At 50.7% G+C, this 24,459-nt stretch carries 22 protein-coding genes; 13 read left to right on the forward strand and 9 right to left on the reverse strand.

All coding sequences use genetic code 11. The features are described from left to right. Nucleotides 1–174: 174 nt before the first annotated feature. Nucleotides 175–903 (reverse strand): ImmA/IrrE family metallo-endopeptidase, encoded by a 729-nt coding sequence (locus tag I4V53_RS05170; RefSeq protein ID WP_195984326.1) that lies wholly within the window; start codon nt 901–903, stop codon nt 175–177. Nucleotides 904–914: 11 nt separating this feature from the next. Further along, a complete protein-coding gene (locus I4V53_RS05175; RefSeq protein ID WP_195984327.1) occupies nt 915–1,244 on the reverse strand; it encodes a helix-turn-helix domain-containing protein in 330 nt (109 codons plus the stop codon). A 303-nt stretch (nt 1,245–1,547) separates the two neighbouring features. Between I4V53_RS05175 and rpsU the strand changes: the two genes are divergently transcribed. The 13 genes from rpsU (at nt 1,548) to I4V53_RS05240 (ending at nt 14,752) form a co-directional block, all read left to right on the forward strand. Further along, nucleotides 1,548–1,724, forward strand: coding sequence for a 30S ribosomal protein S21 (gene rpsU / locus I4V53_RS05180; RefSeq protein WP_050698288.1), 177 nt, complete (start codon nt 1,548–1,550; stop codon nt 1,722–1,724). Nucleotides 1,725–1,829: 105 nt separating this feature from the next. Beyond that, a complete protein-coding gene (locus I4V53_RS05185; RefSeq protein ID WP_195984328.1) occupies nt 1,830–2,348 on the forward strand; it encodes a YqeG family HAD IIIA-type phosphatase in 519 nt (172 codons plus the stop codon). A 4-nt stretch (nt 2,349–2,352) separates the two neighbouring features. Beyond that, the gene (gene aroQ / locus I4V53_RS05190) at nt 2,353–2,787 is read left to right on the forward strand and encodes a type II 3-dehydroquinate dehydratase (RefSeq protein ID WP_195984329.1); all 435 of its coding nucleotides are present in this window, start codon (nt 2,353–2,355) and stop codon (nt 2,785–2,787) included. Between the two features lie 124 nt (nt 2,788–2,911). Continuing rightward, nucleotides 2,912–3,469, forward strand: coding sequence for an elongation factor P (efp, locus tag I4V53_RS05195; RefSeq protein WP_050698285.1), 558 nt, complete (start codon nt 2,912–2,914; stop codon nt 3,467–3,469). Between the two features lie 99 nt (nt 3,470–3,568). Further along, nucleotides 3,569–3,982, forward strand: a complete 414-nt coding sequence (locus I4V53_RS05200) for a CD1247 N-terminal domain-containing protein (protein WP_195984330.1) — start codon at nt 3,569–3,571, stop codon at nt 3,980–3,982. A 119-nt stretch (nt 3,983–4,101) separates the two neighbouring features. Beyond that, nucleotides 4,102–5,157 (forward strand): ABC transporter substrate-binding protein, encoded by a 1,056-nt coding sequence (locus I4V53_RS05205; RefSeq protein WP_195984331.1) that lies wholly within the window; start codon nt 4,102–4,104, stop codon nt 5,155–5,157. Between the two features lie 34 nt (nt 5,158–5,191). Then, entirely contained in the window at nt 5,192–5,926 is a 735-nt protein-coding gene (locus I4V53_RS05210) for an ABC transporter permease (RefSeq protein WP_353616475.1), read from the forward strand. A 10-nt stretch (nt 5,927–5,936) separates the two neighbouring features. Continuing rightward, entirely contained in the window at nt 5,937–6,551 is a 615-nt protein-coding gene (locus I4V53_RS05215; protein WP_195984333.1) for an ABC transporter ATP-binding protein, read from the forward strand. A 363-nt stretch (nt 6,552–6,914) separates the two neighbouring features. After that, nucleotides 6,915–8,819 carry a nucleoside-diphosphate sugar epimerase/dehydratase gene (locus tag I4V53_RS05220; RefSeq protein WP_195984334.1) on the forward strand — a complete coding sequence of 635 codons (1,905 nt, stop codon included), beginning with the start codon at nt 6,915–6,917 and terminating at the stop codon, nt 8,817–8,819. A 266-nt stretch (nt 8,820–9,085) separates the two neighbouring features. After that, the gene (locus I4V53_RS05225; protein ID WP_195984335.1) at nt 9,086–10,489 is read left to right on the forward strand and encodes a glycoside hydrolase family 10-like protein; all 1,404 of its coding nucleotides are present in this window, start codon (nt 9,086–9,088) and stop codon (nt 10,487–10,489) included. A gap of 251 nt (nt 10,490–10,740) precedes the next feature. Next, complete coding sequence (locus I4V53_RS05230) at nt 10,741–11,481, forward strand: ABC transporter ATP-binding protein (protein WP_353616476.1); 741 nt, start codon at nt 10,741–10,743, stop codon at nt 11,479–11,481. Between the two features lie 10 nt (nt 11,482–11,491). Continuing rightward, entirely contained in the window at nt 11,492–13,342 is a 1,851-nt protein-coding gene (locus I4V53_RS05235; RefSeq protein ID WP_195984336.1) for a COG1361 family protein, read from the forward strand. 39 nt (nt 13,343–13,381) lie between these two features. Beyond that, nucleotides 13,382–14,752 (forward strand): ABC transporter permease, encoded by a 1,371-nt coding sequence (locus I4V53_RS05240; protein WP_195984337.1) that lies wholly within the window; start codon nt 13,382–13,384, stop codon nt 14,750–14,752. A 159-nt stretch (nt 14,753–14,911) separates the two neighbouring features. On the opposite strand, the gene I4V53_RS05245 is transcribed toward I4V53_RS05240, so the two are convergent. From I4V53_RS05245 to I4V53_RS05275, 7 genes are all read right to left on the reverse strand, one after another. Then, nucleotides 14,912–15,610, reverse strand: coding sequence for a response regulator (locus I4V53_RS05245; protein ID WP_195984338.1), 699 nt, complete (start codon nt 15,608–15,610; stop codon nt 14,912–14,914). Further along, the gene (locus tag I4V53_RS05250; protein ID WP_195984339.1) at nt 15,603–18,299 is read right to left on the reverse strand and encodes an ATP-binding protein; all 2,697 of its coding nucleotides are present in this window, start codon (nt 18,297–18,299) and stop codon (nt 15,603–15,605) included. Before I4V53_RS05250 ends, I4V53_RS05245 begins: the two co-directional genes overlap by 8 nt. A gap of 348 nt (nt 18,300–18,647) precedes the next feature. Continuing rightward, nucleotides 18,648–19,250, reverse strand: a complete 603-nt coding sequence (kdpC, locus tag I4V53_RS05255) for a potassium-transporting ATPase subunit KdpC (protein WP_195984340.1) — start codon at nt 19,248–19,250, stop codon at nt 18,648–18,650. 16 nt (nt 19,251–19,266) lie between these two features. Further along, nucleotides 19,267–21,336, reverse strand: a complete 2,070-nt coding sequence (gene kdpB, locus I4V53_RS05260) for a potassium-transporting ATPase subunit KdpB (protein ID WP_195984341.1) — start codon at nt 21,334–21,336, stop codon at nt 19,267–19,269. Nucleotides 21,337–21,350: 14 nt separating this feature from the next. Continuing rightward, nucleotides 21,351–23,171, reverse strand: a complete 1,821-nt coding sequence (gene kdpA / locus I4V53_RS05265) for a potassium-transporting ATPase subunit KdpA (protein WP_207747844.1) — start codon at nt 23,169–23,171, stop codon at nt 21,351–21,353. A 168-nt stretch (nt 23,172–23,339) separates the two neighbouring features. Next, complete coding sequence (locus tag I4V53_RS05270; protein ID WP_195984342.1) at nt 23,340–23,558, reverse strand: hypothetical protein; 219 nt, start codon at nt 23,556–23,558, stop codon at nt 23,340–23,342. A gap of 234 nt (nt 23,559–23,792) precedes the next feature. Then, nucleotides 23,793–24,434 (reverse strand): phosphoribosyltransferase, encoded by a 642-nt coding sequence (locus I4V53_RS05275; protein ID WP_195984343.1) that lies wholly within the window; start codon nt 24,432–24,434, stop codon nt 23,793–23,795. Between the last annotated feature and the right edge of the window lie 25 nt (nt 24,435–24,459).

The following is a 24,459-nucleotide window of genomic DNA, read 5'->3' on the forward strand; positions in this document are numbered from 1 at the left end:
ACTTGTGTATAATTCCGTTTCTCCATGACAATACCCCCTGATGTAGTCTATTTTCCTACATCAGGGGGTACTTTGTCTCTGTCCGTTTTTACTGGACCTGTTCATGGCGGGGGGATTGCTCTTGCTCTATGTGGTTTTTGTGTGTAGAACATGCACTTTAAACACTGCTCTTTTTTATGAATGGATGTCGATGGAGCGCAGGTTGAGCTTGCGGTCATGAATCTTTTTAAAGGTTGCGGTTTCTTTATGCAGCAGTTCTGCTTCCAGGTCGTTCAGCGAACGGACCGAGATACCGGCCTGACGCTGCCTGGAAGCGGACAAAAACTGAATGCGGTCTAGGGGAGTCCCCTCCAAGTATTGTGAGATTTCGTATTTTAAGCTTTCAAACCGGTAGGTGATGACGGCTTCCGTCACGGAAAAGATGGACGCCAGCTTTGCTTTAAAGGAGCCGTAATCCCTCCAGGCGGTGAGCTGCGGATATTGCTCCGCTATGTATGGAAAAAGCAGATGGGCGGGCGTCAGGATTTCCGCAGCGCCTTCGTTGGCCTGCCATTCCAGAAAAGCGTCCTGGTTGGGCTTGGCCTTTTCAAAACAGTTAAAGGACTTGGCCGGGCCGCTCTTGTGCAGTGTGATGTGAATCAGCTCGTGTGCACAGGTGAAATTGTTTTCCTTCCAGGAAAGCGTTCCGTTTAACAGGATGACGTTTGGTTCCCCCTGCGTCGACAGGCAGGAGATCCCTTTCAAACCGGGCGTTTTAAAGCAGGGGCAGGCTACCTCGATGTCCGGCCGCTCCCGGCAAAATTGAATCATATCCAGCGGATAGCCGTCCCGCGCGATATTCAATTCCCCGCAGAGCTGATGGATTTCCCGGTAAAGCTCCGCTTTTGTACAATGATGGTGCATAGGGCCTCCATTCAGCTCCGGCGCAGCTTTTTGATGATATCGATGGCCAGCTTGATGTCGTCCGGATCGATATCGTTCTCCTGTGCTTCGCGTGCAAAATTAAAGTAGACCTTGTCTAATTGGCTGGGAACAGCGCTCTGTGTACTCCAGTCCATCAAATAGGCGGGCGTTACCTGAAGCGTCTGGGCAAGCAGGGCGATCTTATCCCCGCGCAGGCTGGCGATTTCGCCGCTTTCCCAACGGGAAACCGTTGCAGAACTGACGCCGACTGTATGCGCCACATCTTCCAGGGTGAGATGCAGCTCAATACGCCGGTTTTTGATCTTTTCCCGGAGTTCCATGGAAACGCCTCCTCATAAAGTTTTATTCCAGTATAGCACATATTTGCGCTTTTGCAATCTTTATTGAATGAAATTGCATTTACGTATTGCTTTTTGTTTTGTAATATGAGATAATAAAATCCGTTCAGTTGGTAGTCAGGGATATTATATAAGGAGATAATTGGTTTTTCTGAAAGCATGACCGGAATTTTGATAGTTTATGCGGAAAGACTTGACAGATGGGGAATCTGTCTGTATAATATCTTTTATGTAATATGACTCTTACTCATAACCCCTGCCTTTCGGCGGATGGGAGGGAAATAAATGGCTGAAATCAGAATTAAGGACAATGAATCCTTGGACAGTGCTCTGAGAAGATTCAAGAAGCAGTGCGCCAGATCTGGAGTAATTGCTGAAGTTCGCAAGAGAGAGGCTTATGAAAAGCCGTCTGTCAAGCGCAAGAAGAAGTCCGAGGCGGCCCGTAAACGTAAGTTTAGATAAGGGCTGTCGGATTAGAATGAATTTTTAACAAAAAGCGGGCATGTTGCCCGCTTTTTTGATGTTATCCGGGTCGGGGCAGGCTCGGGCTGCATACGGAGGTGTCAAATGGCTTTCTTTTTGCCTACTGTCTCGGTAAAGAGCATTTTGGATATCACGCCTCAGCTGCTGCGTGCGATGGGCGTGAATACCATTTTACTGGATGTAGACAATACCCTGGCGGTTCACGGCGCGCAGGAGCCGTTTCCCGGCGCGGTGGAGTGGACAAAACAAATAAGTCAAAAAGGCTTTCGTATCATCATCCTGTCAAACAATTTTGAAAAGCGGGTTGCGCCGTTCGCACAGAAATTCAGCTTACCGTTCCTCTCTTTTTCCATGAAGCCGCTTCCAATGGCATATACCCGTGCGATGCGGAAACTCGGCGCGAGAAGGAAAGAGACCGTTGCGGTCGGCGATCAGATTTTTACCGATGTAATCGGCGCCAACCTCTCTGGCGTGAAATCCATTCTGCTTGCGCCCGACGATTTAGAAAATACGCTTTCTTTCCGGATCCGCCGTGCGCTGGAGCAGCCAATCCGCAGGCGGGCGGAACGCATCGGGCGTGGCTCGCAGTATTTTAAGGAGTAGCGGTATGAAAAAGAAGGTGCTTGTTCTTTTGGGCCCGAATCTCAATATGGTTGGGGTCCGGGAAAAAGGAATCTATGGGGACGAAACGGCAGAGCACATCAACGCACAGATTTTGGAGCATGCGGAAAAGCTTGGATATGATTGCGACATATATCAATCCAATCACGAGGGCGATTTAATTGATAAAATTCATGCGTCCAGGGGAATCTATAACGGTGTGGTGCTCAACGCCGGCGCGCTGACGCATTACAGTTATGCGCTACACGACGCCATCGGCTGTGTGCGGATTCCGTTTGTTGAAACCCATATGTCAAACATCCATGCGCGCGAGGAATTCCGTCACAAATCCGTGATTGCGGACGTTTGTGCGGGTCAGATTTCCGGCTTTGGAAAAAACAGCTATTTTCTTGCATTGGCAGCGCTGAAAGACCTGATGTGAGCTGGATAAAACAAAACCACAGCGGTTTTTTCGCAGATTGCCGTTTTGTAAAAATTTGTCTTGAAAAATAGCGGGAAATATTATACACTAAAGGATAGTAAATTAGTTATTGGAGGATACAGTCATGATATCTGCAGGAGATTTTAGAAACGGCGTAACATTCGAGATGGAAGGCAATGTTTATTCCATTATCGAGTTTCAGCACGTAAAACCTGGCAAGGGCGCTGCGTTTGTCCGTACGAAGATCAGAAATGTAATCAGCGGTTCGGTTACAGAAAAAACCTTCAACCCGAACGACAAATACCCCACCGCGTTCGTAGAGCGCAAGGATATGCAGTACCTGTACAGCGACGGCGATCTGTACTACTTCATGGATTCTGAAACCTTTGAGCAGATTCCGATCAATAAGAGTGTTCTGAATGATAACTTTAAATTTGTCAAAGAAAACATGGACTGTAAAGTGCTTTCTTACAAGGGCAATGTGTTTGGCGTAGAGCCGCCGAACTTTGTGGAGCTTGTCATCGTGGAGACCGATCCGGGCTTCAAGGGCGATACTGCTACCAATGCGACAAAACCGGCGAAGCTGGAGACCGGCGCGGAAATCAAAGTCCCGCTGTTCATCGACGAAGGCGAAACCATTCGCATCGACACCCGCACAGGCGAATATATGGAGCGCGCATAAGGCACACTATCTTTTGGTAGGGAAGCCTAAGCTTTGCCGCGTGCCAAGGCGCGTGGAATTTATAATAAAGAAGCTTACATTAAAAAGGAGGCACAAGTCATGACGAACACAGAAAAAGTTGCGTACATCCGCGGTTTGGCGGAGGGTCTGGAGCTCGACGGGAGCAAAAAAGAGGTCAAGGTTCTGAATGCAATCATTGAGTTGCTGGACGATCTGGCGCTGAGCATGTCCGATCTGGAGGATACCTGCAATGATATGGCGGATCAGCTCGATGCGGTTGACGAGGACCTGGGTTCGCTGGAAGAGGACTTTTATTTCGATGAAGACGATGAGGACGGTGAAGATTGCTTCTATGAGGTGACCTGCCCGAATTGTCACGAGACCATTTGCCTGTCTGAGGATATTATCGAAGACGGCCAGATGGATTGTCCGAACTGCGGCGAAACATTGGAGTTCGATCTCGACGAGTGCGACGAGGATTGCTGCTCTTGCGGCTGCGAGGATTGCGAATAAAATCCCCGCCAGCGCCCTCTATAGATTCATAATCCAAAGAGATAGAAGGCACCGTATCTGATCATACAGATGCGGTGCTTTTTTGAGAAAAAACGTTTTTTAAAAGGAAGGATTTTTTAATGAAGATCACTAAGAAATTTACCGCAATGGTTGTCTCGTTCTGCCTGTTTGCACTGGCTCTTTCTGGCTGCGGTGCTCCGCAGTCTGCGGATAGCAGTACGGCGCCGTCTTCCGCTACGGCAGGCTCCTCCGCAGCTGTATCGTCCGGTGAGCCGGAAGAGAAGATGACCATCAAGATTGCGGCGCAGAAGGGCCCTACCGGCCTTGGTATGGTCAAGCTGATGAGCGACAGCGAAGCGGACAAAACGGCGAACCGCTATGAGGCGACGGTGGTCGCCGGACCGGATGCCGCCGTTTCCATGATTTCCAGCGGGGAAGCCGATGTGGCGGCGGTTCCTTCCAATACAGCGTCCATCCTGTACAATAAAACGTCCGGCAGCGTCCAGCTTGCCGCGCTCAATACGCTTGGCGTTCTGTATGTCGTGACAGATGGCGAACCCGTCGGCAGCATACAGGACTTGAAGGGAAAGACCGTTCATTCTTCCGGCCAGGGCGCAACGCCGGAATATGTGCTGAACTATATCCTGGAGGAAAACGGATTGGAGCCCGGAAAAGACGTTACAATAGAGTATAAGGCAGACCATACAGAACTGGCGGCAAACCTTTTGGCCGGCAAATCCAAGGTGGCGGTTCTGCCGGAACCCTTTGTTACCCAGGTGACGACGAAGAACCAGGAGCTGAAAGTGGCGCTGAATCTGACGGATGAATGGAACAAAGTGGCGGGGGATAAAAGCGTCCTCACAATGGGTTGCCTCGTTGTACGCAAAGAGTTTGCGGAAAACAATAAGGCGGCGTTCGATGCCTTTTTGGAGGAATACAAGGCGTCCATTGCGTTTACAAACGAACATGTGGACGAGGCGGCGGAACTTTCTGAAAAATATGATATTATGCCGGCGGCAGTGGCAAAGAAAGCGATACCAAACTGCAATATCGTATATATTGACGGCGAAGAGATGCAGCAGAAAATGCCGGACTTTTTAATGGTGCTTTACAACGAGAACCCGAAATCCGTTGGAGGGGAATTGCCCGGAGATGATTTTTACTATAAAAAATAAGAAAACTGGCAAGAAATCATATCCGGCGGGGGTCGTGCAAAAAATATTGATCGCTTTATTCTGGCTGGCAGTCTGGCAGGTTCTATATTTAGCGGTCAAACAGGAGATACTGGTTGTATCCCCTGTCCGCGTTTTTCTCCGGTTAACAGAGCTGATGAGGGAAACAGAATTTTGGCTGTCCGCGGGATATTCCATGGTCCGCATCGTAAGCGGCTTTTTAGCAGCGGTGTTCGCAGGGACCGTTCTGGCGGTATGGACCTCTGTTTCTTCTCTGGCGAATGACTTATTTCGTCCCGTCATATCGATCGTCAAATCGACGCCGGTTGCCTCGTTTATTCTATTGGCGCTGGTTTGGATTGAGTCGTCCCATGTCCCGGCGTTTACGTCCTTTTTGATGGTCCTGCCTGTGGTTTGGGCCAATGTCACCAACGGAATCGCCAAAACGGACCAGAATCTTTTGCAGATGGCGCAGGTATTTCGTTTTGGCGCGGCAAAGACGGTGCGGCGCGTGTATGTGCCCTCCATCATGCCGTACTTCACAGCAGCGTGTACGACGGGGATGGGACTTGCATGGAAGGCGGGCGTTGCGGCGGAGGTGCTGGCCAATACCAAATATTCGATCGGCGGGCATATCTACAGCGCGAAGATTTATATTGAAACAACGGACTTGTTCGCATGGACGGTGGTGGTTATCCTGCTAAGCGTGCTGCTGGAATGGATGATGACCCATGTCATGCGTATCGTCAGCCGAAAATACAGCTTGTCTTGAGGGGAGAACGATGGAATTACAGATAAAAGACGTCTGCAAAACATACGGATCACAGAAAGTTCTGGACCATTTTTCTCTGACTGTCCCCAAGGGGAAAACGGTCTGTCTGTTTGGACCGTCCGGATGTGGAAAGACGACGCTATTGCAATGTATCGCTTCTTTAGAAAAGCTGGATTCCGGAACAATCGCCGGGATGGATCGAAAGAAAATTTCCTATATGTTTCAGGAGGATCGCCTCTTGCCGTGGATCAGCGCAGCTGAAAATATTTCAGTCGTTTGGGAACATCCTCATAGGGAGGATGCAATCGAGTGGCTCCGTCTGGTCGAACTGGAGGACGCGGCGGAGAAACGTCCCGCAGAGTTGAGCGGCGGCATGCGGCAAAGAGTTGCGCTGGCGCGGGCCCTGGCCTACGATGGAGACCCTTTCCTGCTGGACGAACCGTTTCGCGCGCTGGATCAGGGGACCCGGCGGCAAATGATGGATCTGCTGTGTGCACATACAAAAGGAAAGACCAAGATTTTAGTGACGCATGACTTGGGGGAAGCGCGTCTAATGGCGGATTGCATTGCTTTTTTGGAGGGGCCGCCTTTGAAAATTGTGCGAATAGAGAGAATACATGCGTAACCTGTAGTTGAATAACGTAGATTTTATCGGATTTTCCGGAGTGTGGAGAGAATTTGTTCCAAATAGAGGGAATTTATGCTATAATAACCTCACGCCGTAAACGGAAGCGGAGCTTCCGACGGCTGGGAGAACATGGAATCATACTGAAATCTTGGAAAAAAGAATAAAATCGTCTTAAAAAGCTTCTCATAGAATCGAGTATGATTGAATAACCTCACGCCACAAACGGAAGCAGAGCTTCCGACGGCTGGGAGAACATGGAATCTTGCCGGACTATAGGACAAATTTAGTTTAAAAACAGGGATAAAAACCCATAAAATAGATGCGGGAGTCCGCAGGATTGATACAGTTGGGGGAATGATAATGAGACAAAAAAGAGCCAGCATCTGGTCTGCCTTGCCCCAGGTGGTTTTTGATATCGTCTGGGTGTATTTCAGCTATTGGATTGCGCTGATGCTGCGGTTCGATGGAAATGTACCTTGGTGGGAATTTGAGTACTTCCAAAAACAGATTCCGTGGGCAACCGGCATCTGCATACTGGTCTTCTTTTTGGCACGATTCTATAATACGATGTGGCAGTTTGCCAGCCTGGACGAATTGCTGCAAATTTTTTATGGCGTCTCCATATCAAGCGTTTTGATTATGGCAATGGGCTTTGTTATGGCGGAGCCTGTTTTCCACACCAACCGTCTGCCGATTCCTGTGTATCTGATGGGCTGGGCACTGATGTTCCTGTTTGTTGGTGGATCGCGGTTTGCCATCCGTTTATGGCACAGGCGTAAACGCAAACAATCGCAGACGGATCAGGAGGAATTCCACCGCGTCATGGTGGTCGGCGCAGGGGAGATGGGTTCCCTGGTCATTAAAGATATGAAAACGGCGCCGGAGAGCAAGGGCATTCCGGTGGTCGCGATCGACGATGATAAAAGCAAGCGCGGCACCCGGATTCACGGCGTTAAAGTGGTCGGAGGGCGCGAGAGCATACCGCGTATGGCGGCGCGCTACAATGTAGATCAAATTGTTCTGGCAATTGCCTCGGCAAAAAAGCAGGACCGGCAGGATATTCTGAGCATATGTGCAAAGACTGGCTGCAAGTTGAAGACGATCCCCGCCCTGTATGAAATCCTGGAAGAAAACATGGAGCACCTCACCGTCCGCGATGTGGACATTCTTGACCTGCTTGGACGCGACGAAGTAGATCTGAATGTTGCAGAAATCAGCGGCTATTTGCAGGGTAAGACCGTGCTGGTTACAGGCGGAGGCGGTTCCATCGGTTCGGAACTTTGCCGCCAGATCGTGCATTTCCATCCTAAAAAGCTGATTATTTTCGATATTTATGAAAACAGCGCATATGACCTGCAAAACGAGCTGCTTATGAAGTTTCCCAAACTGAAGCTGGACGTACTGATCGGTTCGGTGCGGGATAAGATGCGTGTGGAACATATTTTTTCCGTCTACAAGCCGGACGTCGTATTCCATGCAGCCGCGCATAAGCATGTGCCGCTGATGGAACTCAGCCCTGGGGAAGCGGTAAAAAACAATGTTTTCGGCACGTTAAATGTGGCGCAGACCTGTGATAAATACGGCGTCAAACGAATGGTTATGATTTCCACAGATAAGGCGGTCAATCCGACCAATATTATGGGAGCAACAAAGCGTATCTGCGAGCTGATTATCCAGTATTGCAGCCGCCACAGCAAGGTAACGGATTATGTTGCGGTTCGGTTCGGCAACGTGCTGGGCAGCAACGGCAGTGTGATTCCGCTCTTTAAAAGGCAGATTGCGGCGGGCGGCCCGGTGACGGTTACACACCCGGAAATTATCCGGTATTTTATGACCATTCCGGAAGCAGCGCGCCTGGTCATTCAGGCAGGCGGCATGGCGCGCGGTGGGGAAATCTTCATCCTGGATATGGGCGAACCTGTCAAGATTGTTGATTTGGCGCGCAATCTGATCCGCCTTTCCGGGTTGGAACCGGATGTGGATATCCGGATTGAATATTCCGGACTGCGTCCCGGCGAGAAGCTCTACGAGGAGCTTTTGCTGGACAGCGAAGGCGGCTGCCAGAAAACATCGCATGAATTGATCTACATTGGCAAGCCTATTCCCTTTGATGAGGACAGCTTTCTGAGTGAGATTGAAGGGTTGCGCGAAGTGGCGGGCGTTGACAACGTGAAGATGATGGGAATTGTCCATAGGCTGGTGCCCACATACTCCGGTCACGCCGAAAAGAGCGACTTGCTGGCAGTGGAAGAGCAGAAGGCATAAATTTTAAAATTATTTGTACAAAGTGTGAAAGATTTTAAGCGCCTTTCCTGTATTATATAGGAAGGCGCTTTTTTATGCGGAAAACCATATTTTGGAATGGTGCCTAACTTGAGGAAAAGCGGATATTTTAAGCTGTGTTTCTTGAAATAGGCGTTTTTTTCCTGTATACTATACATAATTTTTATGTGTGAGCGCTTCCGCATAATACTGATAAAAAGCGCAGAAACGTACCGACCGTGAGACGTAGAGAAAAGGAGAGTACCAAAGTGAAGCCATTGAAGCGAATTTTGGCGGCTTTTGCCGCTGCCGCCCTGTTGTGCACAAGCATGGCCTGTACCAGCACGCCGGCGCCGGAAGAGCCGGTTTCCTCCAGCAGTACGGTTTCCAGCGAATCGCTGGCGCCGGAGTCCTCCGAATTGCCGGAGCTTCCCAGCAGCAGTTCCCCGGAGATCGTCGTATCGCATGAACCCATTTCGGAAGAGCCCTCCTCCAATCCGATCTTTTTGGAGAAAACGCCCTCAACTGTAACACCGGACACGGAGCTGAAGGAAGGGACGTTGAACAGTCCGCAGACGAACGCTCCCGCAGTGACACAGACAAAAGAGATGCGGGCCGTGTGGGTACCGTTTCTCAGCTTGGACATGAGCAAAGACGCTGACAAAAGCTATGAAGCGTTCCAAAAGAAATACAATGATATTATAGCAAAGGCGAAGAACAGCGGCGCAAACGCCCTTGTCGTACATGTACGTTCGCATGGAGACGCATTCTATCCGTCCAGCTATTATCCGTGGACGCATTTTCTGAGCGGCACGCAGGGAAAAGGACCTGGCTACGACCCGTTGGCGTATATGATTTCCGCCACGCATCAGGCCGGCATGGAGTTCCATGCGTGGTTTAACCCTCTGCGAATCAAGAAGGGCAACTATCCGCCGACGCTTGCGTCCACCAGCCCGCATACCGTGTGGCAGAAAGACGCGGCAAAAACCAACTGGACCTTTACCAAGGACGATGGCGTGTATATGAATCCCGGCTACTCGCAGGTGCGGGATTATATTGTCAACGGGATCAAAGAGGTTGTCCAGAAATACGATGTAGACGGCGTACAGTTCGACGACTATTTTTATCCGTTCAACGTTAATTCTAAAGAAGTAACGCTTGACCAGCAGGCCTACATAGCCAGCGGCTCCACATTGGAGATTGGAAAGTGGCGCACGCAGAATATCAACAGCCTGGTTTCGTCCGTTTATAAGATGATTAAAGAGGTAAAACCCAAGGTGGTGTTCGGCATTTCCCCGCAGGGAAATATCACCAATGACCTGAATGCGGGCGCGGATGTGTATACCTGGTGCAGCACGCCCGGTTATATTGACTATATTTGTCCGCAGATCTATTGGACCTACGACCATCCGACCGCTCCTTATGAGAAGCTGGCAAAACAGTGGAAGAGCATGGTGACGGCAAAGGACGTTAAAATTTATATCGGCCTTGCGCTCTATAAGGCGGGTACAACCTCCGGCGGTTGGGAGAAATCAAACAATATCATATCCCGTCAGATTCAGACGGCACGGAGCCTGGGATGCGACGGTTTTATGTTGTACGCATGGGCGTATCTGGATAACGCGCAGACCAAAACAGAGATGGAGAATGTTAAAAAACTCCTGAATGGATAAGGACCGGCAAACGATTTCCGCAGAGAAATGGAAATCAGCGCAGCCCGCCGGCAGGAGAGATATTCCTGCCCGGCGGGCTGTTTTGCGTTTTCAGCACAAAAAACAGGGAAAACAGATATGGCGGAAAAGAATGAAGAAAAAATTACAGTCTTTTCATAAATAGAGCAATTATTTCTGTTGTATGGTATAATAACATAGAAATTTGCCAAAAATGTGGTAATTTTACGTTTGTACATAAGAGGAGAACGACCGTGAGCCTGATACAAGTAAAGGATATCCGAAAAGTGTACCGGGTGGACGACGAAAAAATCGTCGCGCTTGGACGCATCAATATTATGATCGAACAAGGGGAAATCTGCTGCATTCTGGGAACCTCCGGCTCGGGTAAATCCACCCTGTTGAATATCATGGCGGGATTGGAAAAACCCTCGAAGGGAAAGGTCGTCATTGCAGGAGCAACTGTCACTTCCTTTTCGGAAAGGCAGTGGGCGCGGTTCCGCCAGCAAAATATTGGTTTTGTTTTTCAGTCGTACAATTTAATGCCGACGCAGACCGCCATTGAAAACGTAGCGATGCCTTTAATGTTTAAAGGCGTGAATAAGCGAAAGCGAACCAAAGAGGCGGTTCATATGCTCAAGGCGGTCGGTCTGGGGAGCCGCATGATGCATAAGCCGACGCAGATGAGCGGCGGTCAGCAGCAGCGTGTGGGCATTGCCAGGGCGTTTGTCGCCAAGCCGAAGATCGTCTTCGCGGATGAGCCGACCGGCAACCTGGACAGCAAAACCAGCCGCGACGTGATGGAAATCATGGTGGGCATGGCGAAGCGGTATCACGAGACGCTGATCATCGTAACGCACGACGTCAACATCGCACAGTATGCGGACCGGATCATCAACTTGCATGACGGCAGCATTGTCAGCGACAAACCCAATCAATCAATACTTTCCTTTGCGGACAAAGCGGAACCGGTTTCCGCCGCCGCAAACGGATAAGGAGGAACTTATGAGACAGACAGTAAAAAAAGGAATGGCACTGCTTACAATGCTGGTGTTGGTTTGCAGCGTTGTCATTTCATCGTTGCCGGTAGCTGCGGATACCGTGAAATATCAGCCGGATCCCAAGGTCTACAGCGATAAGCAGACAGTTACCAAAGGAACCCCGTTTGAAGCGACATTTATCTTTGATCACGACGATTTTATTGGTACGCTGCCGGAAAAGATTGACATCGACGTTAGCAGTGTGACAAGCGCGATTTCCCTGGGCAAGAAAAGCTATTCCACGGAAAAAAATGAAATTATCACCGAGGATGTGGAAGTGCCCGACCCGACGGAATCCGGGGCACTGGCGGAATCCGACTTTTCCTATAAGCTGACCATTCCGGAGAAGTATATGAAACGCGTTGGAGACGCCGTCGGTACGCTGCGTTTTAAAATCACGTATTATAATTCCAATGGCGGAAAACTGAATTCCTTCACCGTTCAAAAAACAGTTTTTGATCCGATTGGCGATGCGGCCAGCTCGGAGGATGAGGAAAAGAAGCCGATTTTGACGGTGGTTTCCTATGAGACGGACCCGCCAACCGGTATCAAAGAAGGCGATCCGTTTAACCTGAAGGTGACGATTAAAAACAACAGCGGCGTCGTTTGCAACAACATTGTGGCTGCGTTTGACAATACCAACGCACCGGATATTTCCATGCGCGGGACGACCGATACGCTTTATATCGATTCCCTGATGGCGCAGGGGACGGCGACGCTGACCTATCCGCTGGTCTGTGCAACTAAAATGGAGGACAAAAGCTATCCGGTTGCCATCAAGCTTTCGTCCAGTGATCTGGCGGCGGAGTCCAATATCTCTCCGCGTATGTTTATCCCGATCAAGGGAACCAAAGTGAGCGAAGAGGACAAGGACGACGAGCTCTCCACCAGCATCCCGCAGATCATCATCCAGAATTACGATTACGGCGGGCTTTCTGTCACGGGCGGCCAGGAATTTATGCTGACCATGAATTTTAAGAATACCAGCCCGAACGTCGCCATTGAAAACCTGAAGATGACGGTATCTGCTACTCCCGACGGCGACGAAGGCGTGGTGGCCTTTACGCCTGCCAATTCGTCCAATACCTTTTTTATTCCCAAGGTGGGCGGCAGTGGGAGCTTCCAGGAGAAAATTGCGCTCTATCCAAAAGTGGATGCAGCGCCCAAATCCTACGGCGTCACCATTGACTATACCTATGAGGCAGTGGTGGACAACGTTCGCAAATCGGACCTCAAGGGGACGGAAACCATTGCAATTCCGCTGACACAGCCGGACCGTTTTGAGGTCAATCAGGTGGACCTCTATGGACCGATTTATATGGGAGACCAGGGTCAGCTCAGCATTAACTATGTAAATAAGGGCAAGAGCAAAATCTTTAATCTGTCCGTTTCCCTGGAAGGGAACTTTACTTCTACAGAAGCCTCTACCTACATCGGCAATGTGGATTCCGGAACCGGCGATTCCTTTGATGCGTCGCTCACGCCTCTGGAGGAAGGGACGATGTCCGGCACAGCAACCTTTTCGTATGAGGACTCCAATGGAGAGTTAAAAGAAATACAAAAAGAATTTGCGTGCGACGTTATCCCGCTGCCGGATATGAACGGGGGGATTGATGGGGGAGAAATGCCTCCCGATGTCCCGCCGGAATCCTCCGGCCCGCCGCTTTGGGCGGTCGGTCTGGTAATAGCGGGCGGCGCGATTCTGTTGATTATCATTATCATCCTGATTCGACGTAAAGTGAAGGCCAGAAAGCTGCGCATGCTGGAAGAGGACGACGATTACGACGATATGACAGCCAATGAAGAGAAACCATAAAACGAGGCCATCGGTGTTTGGGAAAGGAGGGCTCATCATATGAAAATAAAAGATATGATCGGTATGAGCCTGGGCAACCTTTTTAAACGCAAAGTGCGTACGCTCCTCACCGTTGCCGGAGTTATCATTGGCACCTGCGCCATTGTGGTCATGGTTTCCTTCGGTATCGGAATTCGGGAAAGCATGAATACCATGATGGAGGGTATGGGAGACCTGACGATTATACAGATTAACAACTACAACCAGACAAATACCGACAATCCGCTGGATGACAAAGCGGTTGAGCAGATTGCGGCGCTGCCGCATGTGGCGGCGGTTACGCCGGTATATAATCTGGATTGGAACGCGGTGACCATCAACAGCGGCAAATACGCGTATCAGGGGCAGATTTACGGCGTCAATATGAAGGCGCTCGCTGATTTCGGGTATACCGTAGAGCGGGGCGAAATGCCAGGAGAGGATTTCGATTCCAGTACCATTCTCTTTGGCCATTCCGCGCTTTACAATTTTTACAACACGAAGAAGACCAGTAATAACATGATTTTTGAACAGCCGGATGTGACGGGTAACATACCGGACCCTTATGTGGATCCGCTGGAAGACAAGCTGGAACTGGTGATCAATGAACAGGACAGCAGTTCACCCGGAACCACTACGGCCAGCAAGAAACAAAAACCGATTAAATTGAACTGCATCGGCGTCATGGGGGACGATTGGAGCCGCAGCCCGCCGCCGGGCTACGCCGTTTTCATGGATATCTCCTTTGCGAAGGAGCTGCAGGAAAAGTATAACAAGATCAATAAGATCAAGGTGGATAAGGCGCAGCAGGCGCAGGGATACCAGAACGTCAGCGTTAAGGCAGACAGTGTGGAGACGGTGGCGGAGGTGCAGGAAGCGATTCAGGCAATGGGTTTTTCCGATACCTTCAGCATGGAAAGTATCCGCAAACCGCTGGAAGATCAGATGCGCACCATCCAGATGATCCTGGGCGGGCTGGGAGCGATTTCCCTGTTGGTTGCGGCACTTGGCATCACCAACACGATGATCATGTCCATCTATGAGCGGACGCGTGAAATCGGCGTGATGAAGGTGCTCGGCTGCGTGCTCGGCAATATCCGCGCAATGTTTTTGGTGGAAGCCGGAACCATCGGCTTTATAGGAGGCGTATTGGGACTCGCCTTCAGCTACGCAATCTCCTTCGGTATCAATACGTTTTCAGCCGGAGGAGAGGGAGGCTCAATGGGCGGCATGTTCGGAATGGGAATGGGCGGAACCAGCATTTCCATCATTCCGCCATGGCTTGCACTGGGCGCTTTGGTATTTGCCACGATGATCGGATTGGTTTCCGGATTTTATCCGGCAAACCGTGCCGTAAAGATCAGCGCTTTAACGGCAATTAAACAGGAATAATCAAAACAGTGGCTGCGCCATTGTGGACGTTTAGCACAAATGATTGACAGGAACAAAGCGATTCCCCCTCTGCCTTCGACGGAGGGGGAATCGCTTTGTTCCATAAGCTTTTTGACATACACGGTCTGCGGTGAGACAAATACTTTTTTCAGGATGCGTTTACACCCTGAGCATCCGATAGCCGATCCCTACATGGGTTTGGATGTATTGGGGGGAAGAAGGATCCTTTTCAATTTTTTTTCTGAGCGTTGCCATAAAGACGCGCAGGGAAGCGACGTCGTTTTCCCAAGAGCTGCCCCAGACTTCCCGTGTGATGAAAGAATGTGTGAGGACCTTGCCCACATTTTTGGAGAGCAGGCAAAGCAGCTTGTATTCGATCGGGGTCAAATGCAGCTCCTTTCCGTCCAGATATACACAGCAGGCGGAGTAATCGATTTTTAAATTTCCGTTTTCAAACACTGCGTTTTCGTTTCCGGTGTTGTTGGCGGAGTAATTCAACCGACGGAAGGTTACGCGCAGCCGGGCGAGCAGCTCCTCCACGGAAAAGGGCTTTGTCAAGTAATCGTCCGCTCCCGCGTCCAGCGCTTCTATTTTATCGGTTTCTTCACTGCGGGCGCTGATAACAATGATTGGAAGATTGGACCAGGAGCGTATTTTCCGAATGATTTCAATCCCGTCGATATCCGGAAGGCCCAGGTCGAGCAACACGACATCCGGATTGTGTGAAACCGCCTCCATGATGGCGGATTCCCCGCTTGCAGCGGTGAGATGCCTGTAGTTGTGCGTCTCCAGCGTGGTGGAGATTAAGTTCCGAATGGCCGCGTCATCCTCCACGGCCAGTACAAGTGGTTTATTCACGTAACGTTACCTCCTCTTTAGGCAATGTAAAACGGAAGATGGTCCCTTTGGGATTGTTGTTGCGCACGGAAATTTCGCCGCCGTGCGCGGCGATAATGGATTTACAGAGCGACAGGCCCAGTCCCAGGCTGCGCCGGCTGTCTGCAAGTCCTTTATTGGCGGTGTAAAACATTTCAAAAATATGAGCCTTTGCATCGTCGGGGATACCGTCTCCGTCATCGGCGATCTCAACGATAACGCTGCTGTCCTGCGCGGAGGTCGTAATAACGATATTTGAACCGGGCGGCGTATATTTGATGGCGTTGTCTACAATATTGATAATCACCTGAATGATCAGACGCGCGTCGATCTTGGTGAGCAAAAACTCGTCCGGCTGCCGGACAGCAATCTTATGCTCCGCACTTTTGCGATTCACATGCCTAAGTGCTTCCGCAATTACTTCCTCTATCAGTTCCGCAGACAGGCGCAGCTTCATGGTGCCGTCTTCTATGCGGGTAACGGACAGAAGGTTTTCCACCAGGTTAATCAGCCACAGAGAATCATCGTAGATATCCAGATAGAGCTTTTTGCGGCTTTTCTCGTCCATGTCATTTGCGTTGGCCAGCAGAATCCCGGCGTTGCCGGAGATCGAGGTCAACGGCGTCCGCAGGTCATGGGAGATAGAACGCAGGAGGTTGGCGCGCAGCTGCTCATTCTTTGCCAGCAGGGCGCTTTGCTCGCGCTCCTTCAGTGCCGTTTCATTTTCAAGTGCCAGCGCACATTCACCCAAAATAGAAAGCATAACGTTATTTTCAAATGTGTCAAGCGGTTCCCCCGGCATAGCAACTCCCACAACACCGTACACGGTATCGTTGACGCGGATTGCGAGATACAGGCATTTTGCATTCCCAAGCGTATTTGTGGTGGCGCCGGCATGCTTATTGTTTTTACAGACCCAGGAGGCGACCGCGCGTTCATTGGCGGTGGTATATTCAGGGGCAATGGAGGATCCGTTGACGGTAAAGGGCATCGGTTTGGAGAGACGATCTTCCTCTGTCAGGTAAAAGATCACGTCGCGCCGCAGCAGTTTAACCAGCTGACTGGCTACAACGGAAACAATCTCGTCCTTCCCTTTGCCTTTTTGGATCAACTGATTGGTTTCAAGCAGGATTTTGGTGCGAAACGCGGCCTCAGATGCCTGCTTTGTCTGTTGTTTCATTCGCACGGCCAGCGTGCTGGTGATGAAGGCGGACAGGAACATGACCAAAAAGGTGACGGGATAGCCTTCGTCGTAGGCCTTCAGCGTCAGATATGGCTCTGTGAAGAAATAGTTAAAGGTCAGGACGCTGACCAGTGAGGAAATCAGACTGTAGATGCGCTGGTTTGTAAACGCGGCAGTGAGCAGTACGCCCAGAATATAGACCGTGATGATGTTGGCCTCTGAAAAACCGAACTGCCGGAATGCGAATCCGACCAGCGTAACGGCAGCCAACAGAAAAATGCTGATGACTGCATCCAACAGGATGACGCGCCCCTTCTTTTGCCGCATACGTTTTCTTTTATAGATGGGGGTGTTTTGGTCTGGAATGATGTGGATATCCAAATTTGGAGCCAGTGTGATAAGCTTTTCAGTCAGAGACGGTTTGCTCCAAATGTATTTCCGCTGCATGTTGCTGCGCCCCATGACAATTTTGGAGACGCCCGACAGACGGGCAAATTCCGCGATCTGAAAAGGGATATCGTCCCCGTAAACGGTTTCAATGGTAGCGCCTAAACGCTGTGCCAGCCGGATGTTTTCCCGCAGCCGGTTTTTATCCTCTTCGTTCATTTGAAGAAAGCTGGGTGTTTCCACAAACAAAGCTGTAAAAGTTCCTTTGAAGGCGTTAGCCATCCTCGCAGCGGTGCGTATAATCTTGGAATTTGTGGGGGAAGAGGAGATGCAGACCAGAATGTGTTCGTCTGTGTAATAGATGTCCCGGTGGGACAGCCGCACTTTTTCAGACATTCGGTTGACCCGGTCTGCGCACCGCCGCAGAGCGATTTCCCGCAGCGCCGTCAGATTTTTAATATCAAAGAAATTTCCCAATGCTTTCTGCGCCTGCGTTTCCCGGTATATTTTTCCGGCGTTTAATCTCTCAATCAATTCCTCCGGCTCGATGTCGACCAGCTCGACCTGATCGGCGTTGTCAAAAACGGAGTCAGGAATCCGCTCCCGCACGGCTACGCCGGTAATGGATGCGATCATGTCGTTTAAGCTTTCGATATGCTGTACATTTACTGTCGTATATACGTGGATGCCTGCCTTTAACAACTCCTGAATATCCTGATACCGTTTTGCATGGCGGCAGCCATCCGCATTCGTGTGTGCCAGCTCATCCACCAGAATCAGCTGCGGTTTGCGCTGTATGGCGGCGTCCAAATCAAACTCATGCAGAGTGATATCCTTATGCGCAACAACGAGGTCGGGAAGCCGTTCCAGCCCTTCAAAGAGCGCGGTCGTTTCCGGTCTGGAATGGGGCTCCACATATCCAATTGCAACATCCATACCGCGCCTTTGGGCGGCATGTGCGGCCTTCAACATGGCGTAAGTTTTGCCAACGCCCGCTGCGTACCCGCAAAAAATTTTCAGATGGCCTTTTACCTGTTGGGAACGTTCTTCCTTTTTGATCTTTCGAAGGAGTTCGTCGGGATCGGAGCGGAAGTCGTCCATGAACCTCACCTCTTTTCTTTGTAAAGTTATTCAATCCTGCCGTTCGCGCAGAACAGTTTGTATCGTACGGCAATTTAACAAATAGCTTTAAGCCGGTATGATTCAATGTTCTCTCGGCCGTCGGAAGCTCTGCTTCCGGTTACGGCGTAAGGTTATTCAATCCTGCCGTTCATACTGAACAGTTTGTATCGTACGGCAATTTAACGAACAGTTTTAAGCCGGCATGATTCAATGTTCTCTCAGCCGTCGGAAGCTCTGCTTCCGGTTACGGCGTGAGGTTATTATAACACAAATACCCTTAACGAGACATAATGGGTCGCGTCAAGGGTATTAAGAACGTATAAAGATTTATAGAATGCCATCCAAACGAAGATTTACTTCCAACACGTTAACGGTTTCTTCGCCAAACAGACCCAGCCATTTTCCATCGGTGCAGTCCTGTATGATGACGCGGACTTCGTCTTCTGTCATCTGGTTGGCCTCTGCCAGCCTGGGAACCTGGTATTCCGCGGCGGCGGGGGAGATGTGAGGATCCAGTCCGCTGCCGGAACAGGTAACCAGATCCACCGGGATGGCGGTTTCATCCATATTGGGATTTGCGGTGCGGAGCTTTTCAATACGATCCTGCACCAAAGCCTGATACTCCTCACTTGCCGGGCTGAGGTTGGAGGGGGCGGCATACATCAGCGGAGAGCCGTCCTCTGCCGTGAAAGTGCCGACGTCCACTTTCATGATGCGGCCCCAAAGGTGCGCATCGTCCGTATACTGCTGCCCCAGCAGTTCACAACCGTATTTTTTTCCGTCTACTTCAATGATGCTGCCGTTTGCCTGCTTGGGAAAGAGCAGCTGGGCAATGCCAGTGACCAGAGCGGTGTAGATCACGCCGCAAATGATCGTAAAAGTCAGAAAAAACAGCACCGCGCGTAAAAGGGTGGATTTCATTGCTTTCATAATCTGTCTCTCCTTTTTATGCCAGACCCAGCAAGACGAGCAGCATATCGATTAATTTAATGAAGATAAAGGGAGCCGCCAGCCCGCCGACGCCGTAGAGCAGCAGGTTGCGGGAAAGAAGCTTCCCAGAGGGCAGTTCGCGATATTTAACGCCTTTTAATGCGAGCGGGATCAGTGCGACGATGATCAGCGCATTATAGATAATGGCAGAAAGCACAGCGCTCTGCGGGGAATGCAACCCCATGATGTTAAGCGTGGCCAAACCGGGATAAAGCCCCATGAACAGCGCAGGGATAATGGCAAAGTATTTTGCCACATCGTTGGCGATGGAAAAGGTAGTCAGGCTGCCGCGAGTCATCAAAAGCTGTTTGCCGATGCGGACGATGTCGATCAGCTTGGTGGGGGAGGAATCCAGATCGACCATGTTGCCCGCTTCCTTGGCAGCCTGTGTGCCGCTGTTCATCGCTACGGCGACGTCCGCCTGGGCCAGGGCCGGCGCGTCGTTCGTGCCGTCGCCTGTCATCGCAACCAGATGGCCTTTCGACTGGAAGTCCCGGATCATGGAGAGCTTACCTTCCGGCGTAGCTTCTGCGAGAAAATCGTCCACACCGGCTTCCGCCGCAATCGCGGCGGCGGTCAGGGGATTATCGCCGGTGATCATGATTGTTTTGATACCCATTTTGCGCAGGTCCGCAAATTTCTCCTGTACGCCCTGCTTAATAATATCCTTCAGGTGAATAACGCCCAAAACCTTATGGTTTTTTGCCACCACCAGCGGCGTACCGCCCTGCTCGGCGATGTTTCGGACCGTTTCTTCACATTCCTTGCTGTAAGTACCGCCGTTTTCCAGGACGTAATCACGGATCGAATCGGCCGCTCCCTTGCGGATTTCATTTCCCTCGTAGTCAACGCCGCTCATGCGGGTTTTGGCCGTGAAAGGAATAAAATGCATCTGTTTATCGCGCAGGCTCCTGCCGCGCAGTTGGAAGAGTTCCTTTGCCAGAATTACTACGCTGCGGCCTTCCGGCGTCTCATCTGCAAGAGAGGAGAGCTGTGCCGCGTCCGCCAGTTCTTCGGCGGTGGCGCCGTCTACCGGAACAAATGCGCTTGCCTGGCGGTTTCCCAGAGTGATCGTGCCGGTTTTGTCCAGCATCAGAATATCCACATCACCGGCGGCTTCAATCGCGCGTCCGCTCATCGCAAGAACATTGGCCTGATTCAGGCGGCTCATACCCGCAATACCGATTGCGGAGAGCAGCGCGCCGATGGTCGTCGGAGCGAGGCAGACCAGCAGGGCAACCAAGGTGGTGACGGAGGTGGGGTTGGCAATACCTGCCTGGCTGGCGGAGAAGAGGGAATAGGTGTAAAGGGAAACCGTGACCAGAATGAAGATGATGGACAATGCGACCAGAAAGATTTGCAGCGCAATCTCATTTGGCGTTTTCTTTCTGGAAGCGCCTTCGACCATGGCGATCATCTTATCCAAAAAGCTTTGGCCGGCTTCGCTGGTGACCTCCACAACAATCCAGTCGGAGAGAACCGTGGTGCCGCCGGTGACGGCGCTGCGGTCGCCGCCGCTTTCGCGGATTACCGGCGCGGACTCGCCTGTAATAGCGCTTTCATCTACGGATGCGGCGCCCTCTACGACCTCGCCGTCCGCGGGAATCTGTTCGCCGGCTTTGACAATCACAAAATCGCCCTTTTTCAACAGGGCAGAGGGGACGCAGGTGACAGCGTCCTTTTGCTGGGCGGAGGGGATCTGATGCGCCTCTACATCCTTCCGGGAAGCGCGCAGCGCGTCGGCCTGCGCCTTGCCGCGCCCCTCCGCGATGGCTTCTGCAAAATTGGCAAACAGCACGGTGAACCACAGAATAACGGCAATGGCCAGCGTGTAGCCGGAAGTTACGTCCTTTAGACCGAACAGAGAAACGGCCCACAGAATGGTTGTCAGAATTGCAGAGATGTAAACCAACAGCATGACGGGGTTTTTGGCCTGCGTTTTGGGTGCAAGCTTGATAAAAGAATCCTGAACGGCTCTCAACAGTATTTTTTGATCCATAAAGGGGCTTTTTGTTTTTGTTGTCATTTTGAAAACCTCCTTTAGGCAATGCTGCCAAAGTATTCTGCGATCGGGCCGAGGGAAAGTGCGGGGAAGAAGCTCAGAGCGCCAACCAGGAGCACAATAAAGATCAGCAAAAATACAAACATGGCATTGGTGGTAGAGAGTGTTCCCGCCGTCGTGGCGACTTTCTTTTTGGATGCAAGGCTGCCTGCAATCGCCATGGTACCGATAATGGGGATGAAGCGCACAAACAGCATCACAAGCCCGAGCGAAACATTTAAAAATACGGTATTTGCGTTAAACCCTGCAAAAGCGGACCCGTTGTTGCCGCCGGCGGAAGAATACGCGTATAAAATTTCAGAGAAGCCGTGGGCGCCGCCGTTGTTCAGGCTGTCCGCCACGCTGGGGAGCGCGGCCGCGATTCCGCTGCCGATCAGGATTGCAACAGGGGTGGCCAGGCAGACAACCACAGCCCATTTCATTTCGTACGGTTCAATCTTTTTCCCAAGGAATTCCGGTGTACGGCCTACCATCAGTCCGGCAATAAATACTGTCAGGATGGCGAAGGCGAGCATACCGTAGAGTCCGCAGCCGACGCCTCCGAAGATTACTTCGCCCAGCTGCATCAACAGCATGGGAACCATACCGCCGAGCGGGGTGTAGCTGTCATGCATAGAGTTGACGGAGCCGTTGGAAGCTGCGGTGGTGAAGACTGCCCAGGTGGAGGAGGTGGCGATGCCAAAGCGGGTTTCCTTCCCCTCCATGTTGCCGCCTGCCTGCATCTGCGAAACAGCGGTGTCCACAGCGCCGTTTTGCGAAAGCTGCGGCGTGGCTAGCTGCTCATTGACGGCAACCACAGACAAGGCGAACGCCAGGCAGATAAACATGGCCATAAAGATGGCGATTCCCTGCTTTTTGTTTTTTATATTGCGCCCAAAGGCGAAGCAGAGGGCGGCGGGAATTAAGAGTAAGGAAATCATTTCCAGAATATTGGTAAATGGATTCGGATTTTCCAGGGGATGTGCGGAGTTCACGCCAAAATATCCGCCGCCGTTGGTACCGGTCTGCTTGATGGCGATTTGGCTGGCGGCGGGGCCAAGCGGAACAATCTGCTGTGTGACGATCTGCGCGTCGGGGATGATTTTCCCTCCTGCGGTAACGATTTGGGTTTCCACGTCAATTGCGGCATTTTCAATGATTTCGCCTTCTGCACTTATCGCGATCGGTTCGAGCAAATCGACTGCCTCCGCGGGTTTTAAATTCTGCACCACGCCGCCGCCCACCAGGCAGACTGCAATCACAAGATTTAAAGGGAGCAGAATGTGGACGAGGATGCGGGTCATGTCCACCCAGAAGCTTCCCAGGCCTTCTTTTTTTACTTGAATCAAGCCTCGAATCAGCGCGAACAAGACGGCAATGCCGGTCGCGGCAGATACAAAGTTCTGAACCGTCAGACCCAAGGCCTGTGTTAGGTAGCTGAGCGTGCTTTCACCGCTGTAGGCTTGCCAGTTGGTGTTGGTTACAAAGCTGACAGCGGTATTAAAGGACAGGTCCCACGGAACACCGGGAAGGTGCTGTGGGTTACCGGGTAAAAAGCCCTGCAGCATTTGCAGGAGAAAAAGTCCCACCAAACCGGCAGCGGAAAAAAGCAGGGTACAGACGGTGTATTTTTTCCAATTCATCTGCTCGTTTTTGTCAATCCGCATGACTTTGTATACCAGATTTTCACATGGGACAAAAACTTTTGACAGAATGGTTTTTTCACCGTTCATGACCTTGCCTATGTACGCTCCAAGGGGGATTGCCAGTATAACGAGGATTGCCAGATAAAGGATATACTGCATGACCGTTCCCATCATTGTTTGTCACCTCTCATCAGAATCGCGACATAGTAGACCAACAATGCCACGGCAGTCAGGCCTGTCAGGCCGATCAATATTTGCATGTTGTCTTCCTCCTTTTGCGTTTCAGTTTAATACAGGCGCGTTTAATTCGGTATAAGGAGACGAGGCAAAAGCATTAAGATTTTATAAAGGCCAGCCCATCAGCCAGGCGATAGGAAGGATAATGATGATTGCCAGAGTGCCAACCGCGCCGAGCGCCACGGCGGGAATTCCCACCAGAGCCGCCCAAAACGACAAGAACGGATGACGGCTGGTAAATTGGCTGAGCAAATGTTCTGCATTGTATTTATGACGTTTTTTCGCATCGCCTGAATGACGAATGTCCATTATATTTGTGTTCATGGTTCTTCCTCCTTTACGTTCTCTTCTACTATTATTGTAAGCGCCGCCCCGTTAAGATGGTTGCGGGGGAACAGGTAATGGAGTTAAAAAAACGTAAAGATCAAAAAAACACCGCGGATATTGAACCGTGGTGCAAAGTATGTTTATTTATTATAGTAAAGGTACGTTTTCAGTATAGGCATAAAAAAGCCAGCCGGGAGGCAAACTCCCGGTTGGCTTTTGTTAATCTTCAAATTAGATTTTTGAGTATCCGTAGCTGTTGACAATGGCGTCGATTTTACGCTTTTGCTGACAGTCCGGACAATCCTTAAACAGATAGGTCTGATAATTGGGCACATCGCTGCTGGTGAAGATGCTGTCAATGTGAATGCCGCCTATCTCGGAAATCGCGCTGAAGATAGCCGAAATTCCCATGACGCTTCCGCCGTAATATTTGATGCACTCCAGCGAGCGGTTGATGGTTTTGCCTGTTGTTGCTGAAGCGACCAGCAACAGAACCCGCTTTTCCCAAACCATTTTTTGAATATTATCGCGGAAGATCATTTGCCCGTTGCTGTTGAATTCCGGGGTGATAATAGCAATGTCACTTTTGTCGTTCATCGACATAATACCGGATTTCGCCAGATACTGCGCAAGGAAAGCGGCAATAATCTCACAGCCGTCCATACAGATGATCGTGTCGATGGGCGTGTTGTTTTCATAGCGCATCGCCATGGTTGCGGCGGCTTCATAGGCCATCGCATGCCGGTGTTTGATACTGGTCATATCAATATAATAATTGACGTGTGAGTGGTTCGTTGCAAAATGACCCGGGATCACACTGATGGATATTTTGCTGTTTTTGGGGGATTTAATCTTTATTGCTCTGCTTTCCATAAACTGCCTCCATTCTCCATTACTG

Origin of the sequence: Clostridium sp. D33t1_170424_F3, from assembly GCF_015667585.1 — a bacterium.
Taxonomy (GTDB): domain Bacteria; phylum Bacillota; class Clostridia; order Oscillospirales; family Acutalibacteraceae; genus Anaeromassilibacillus.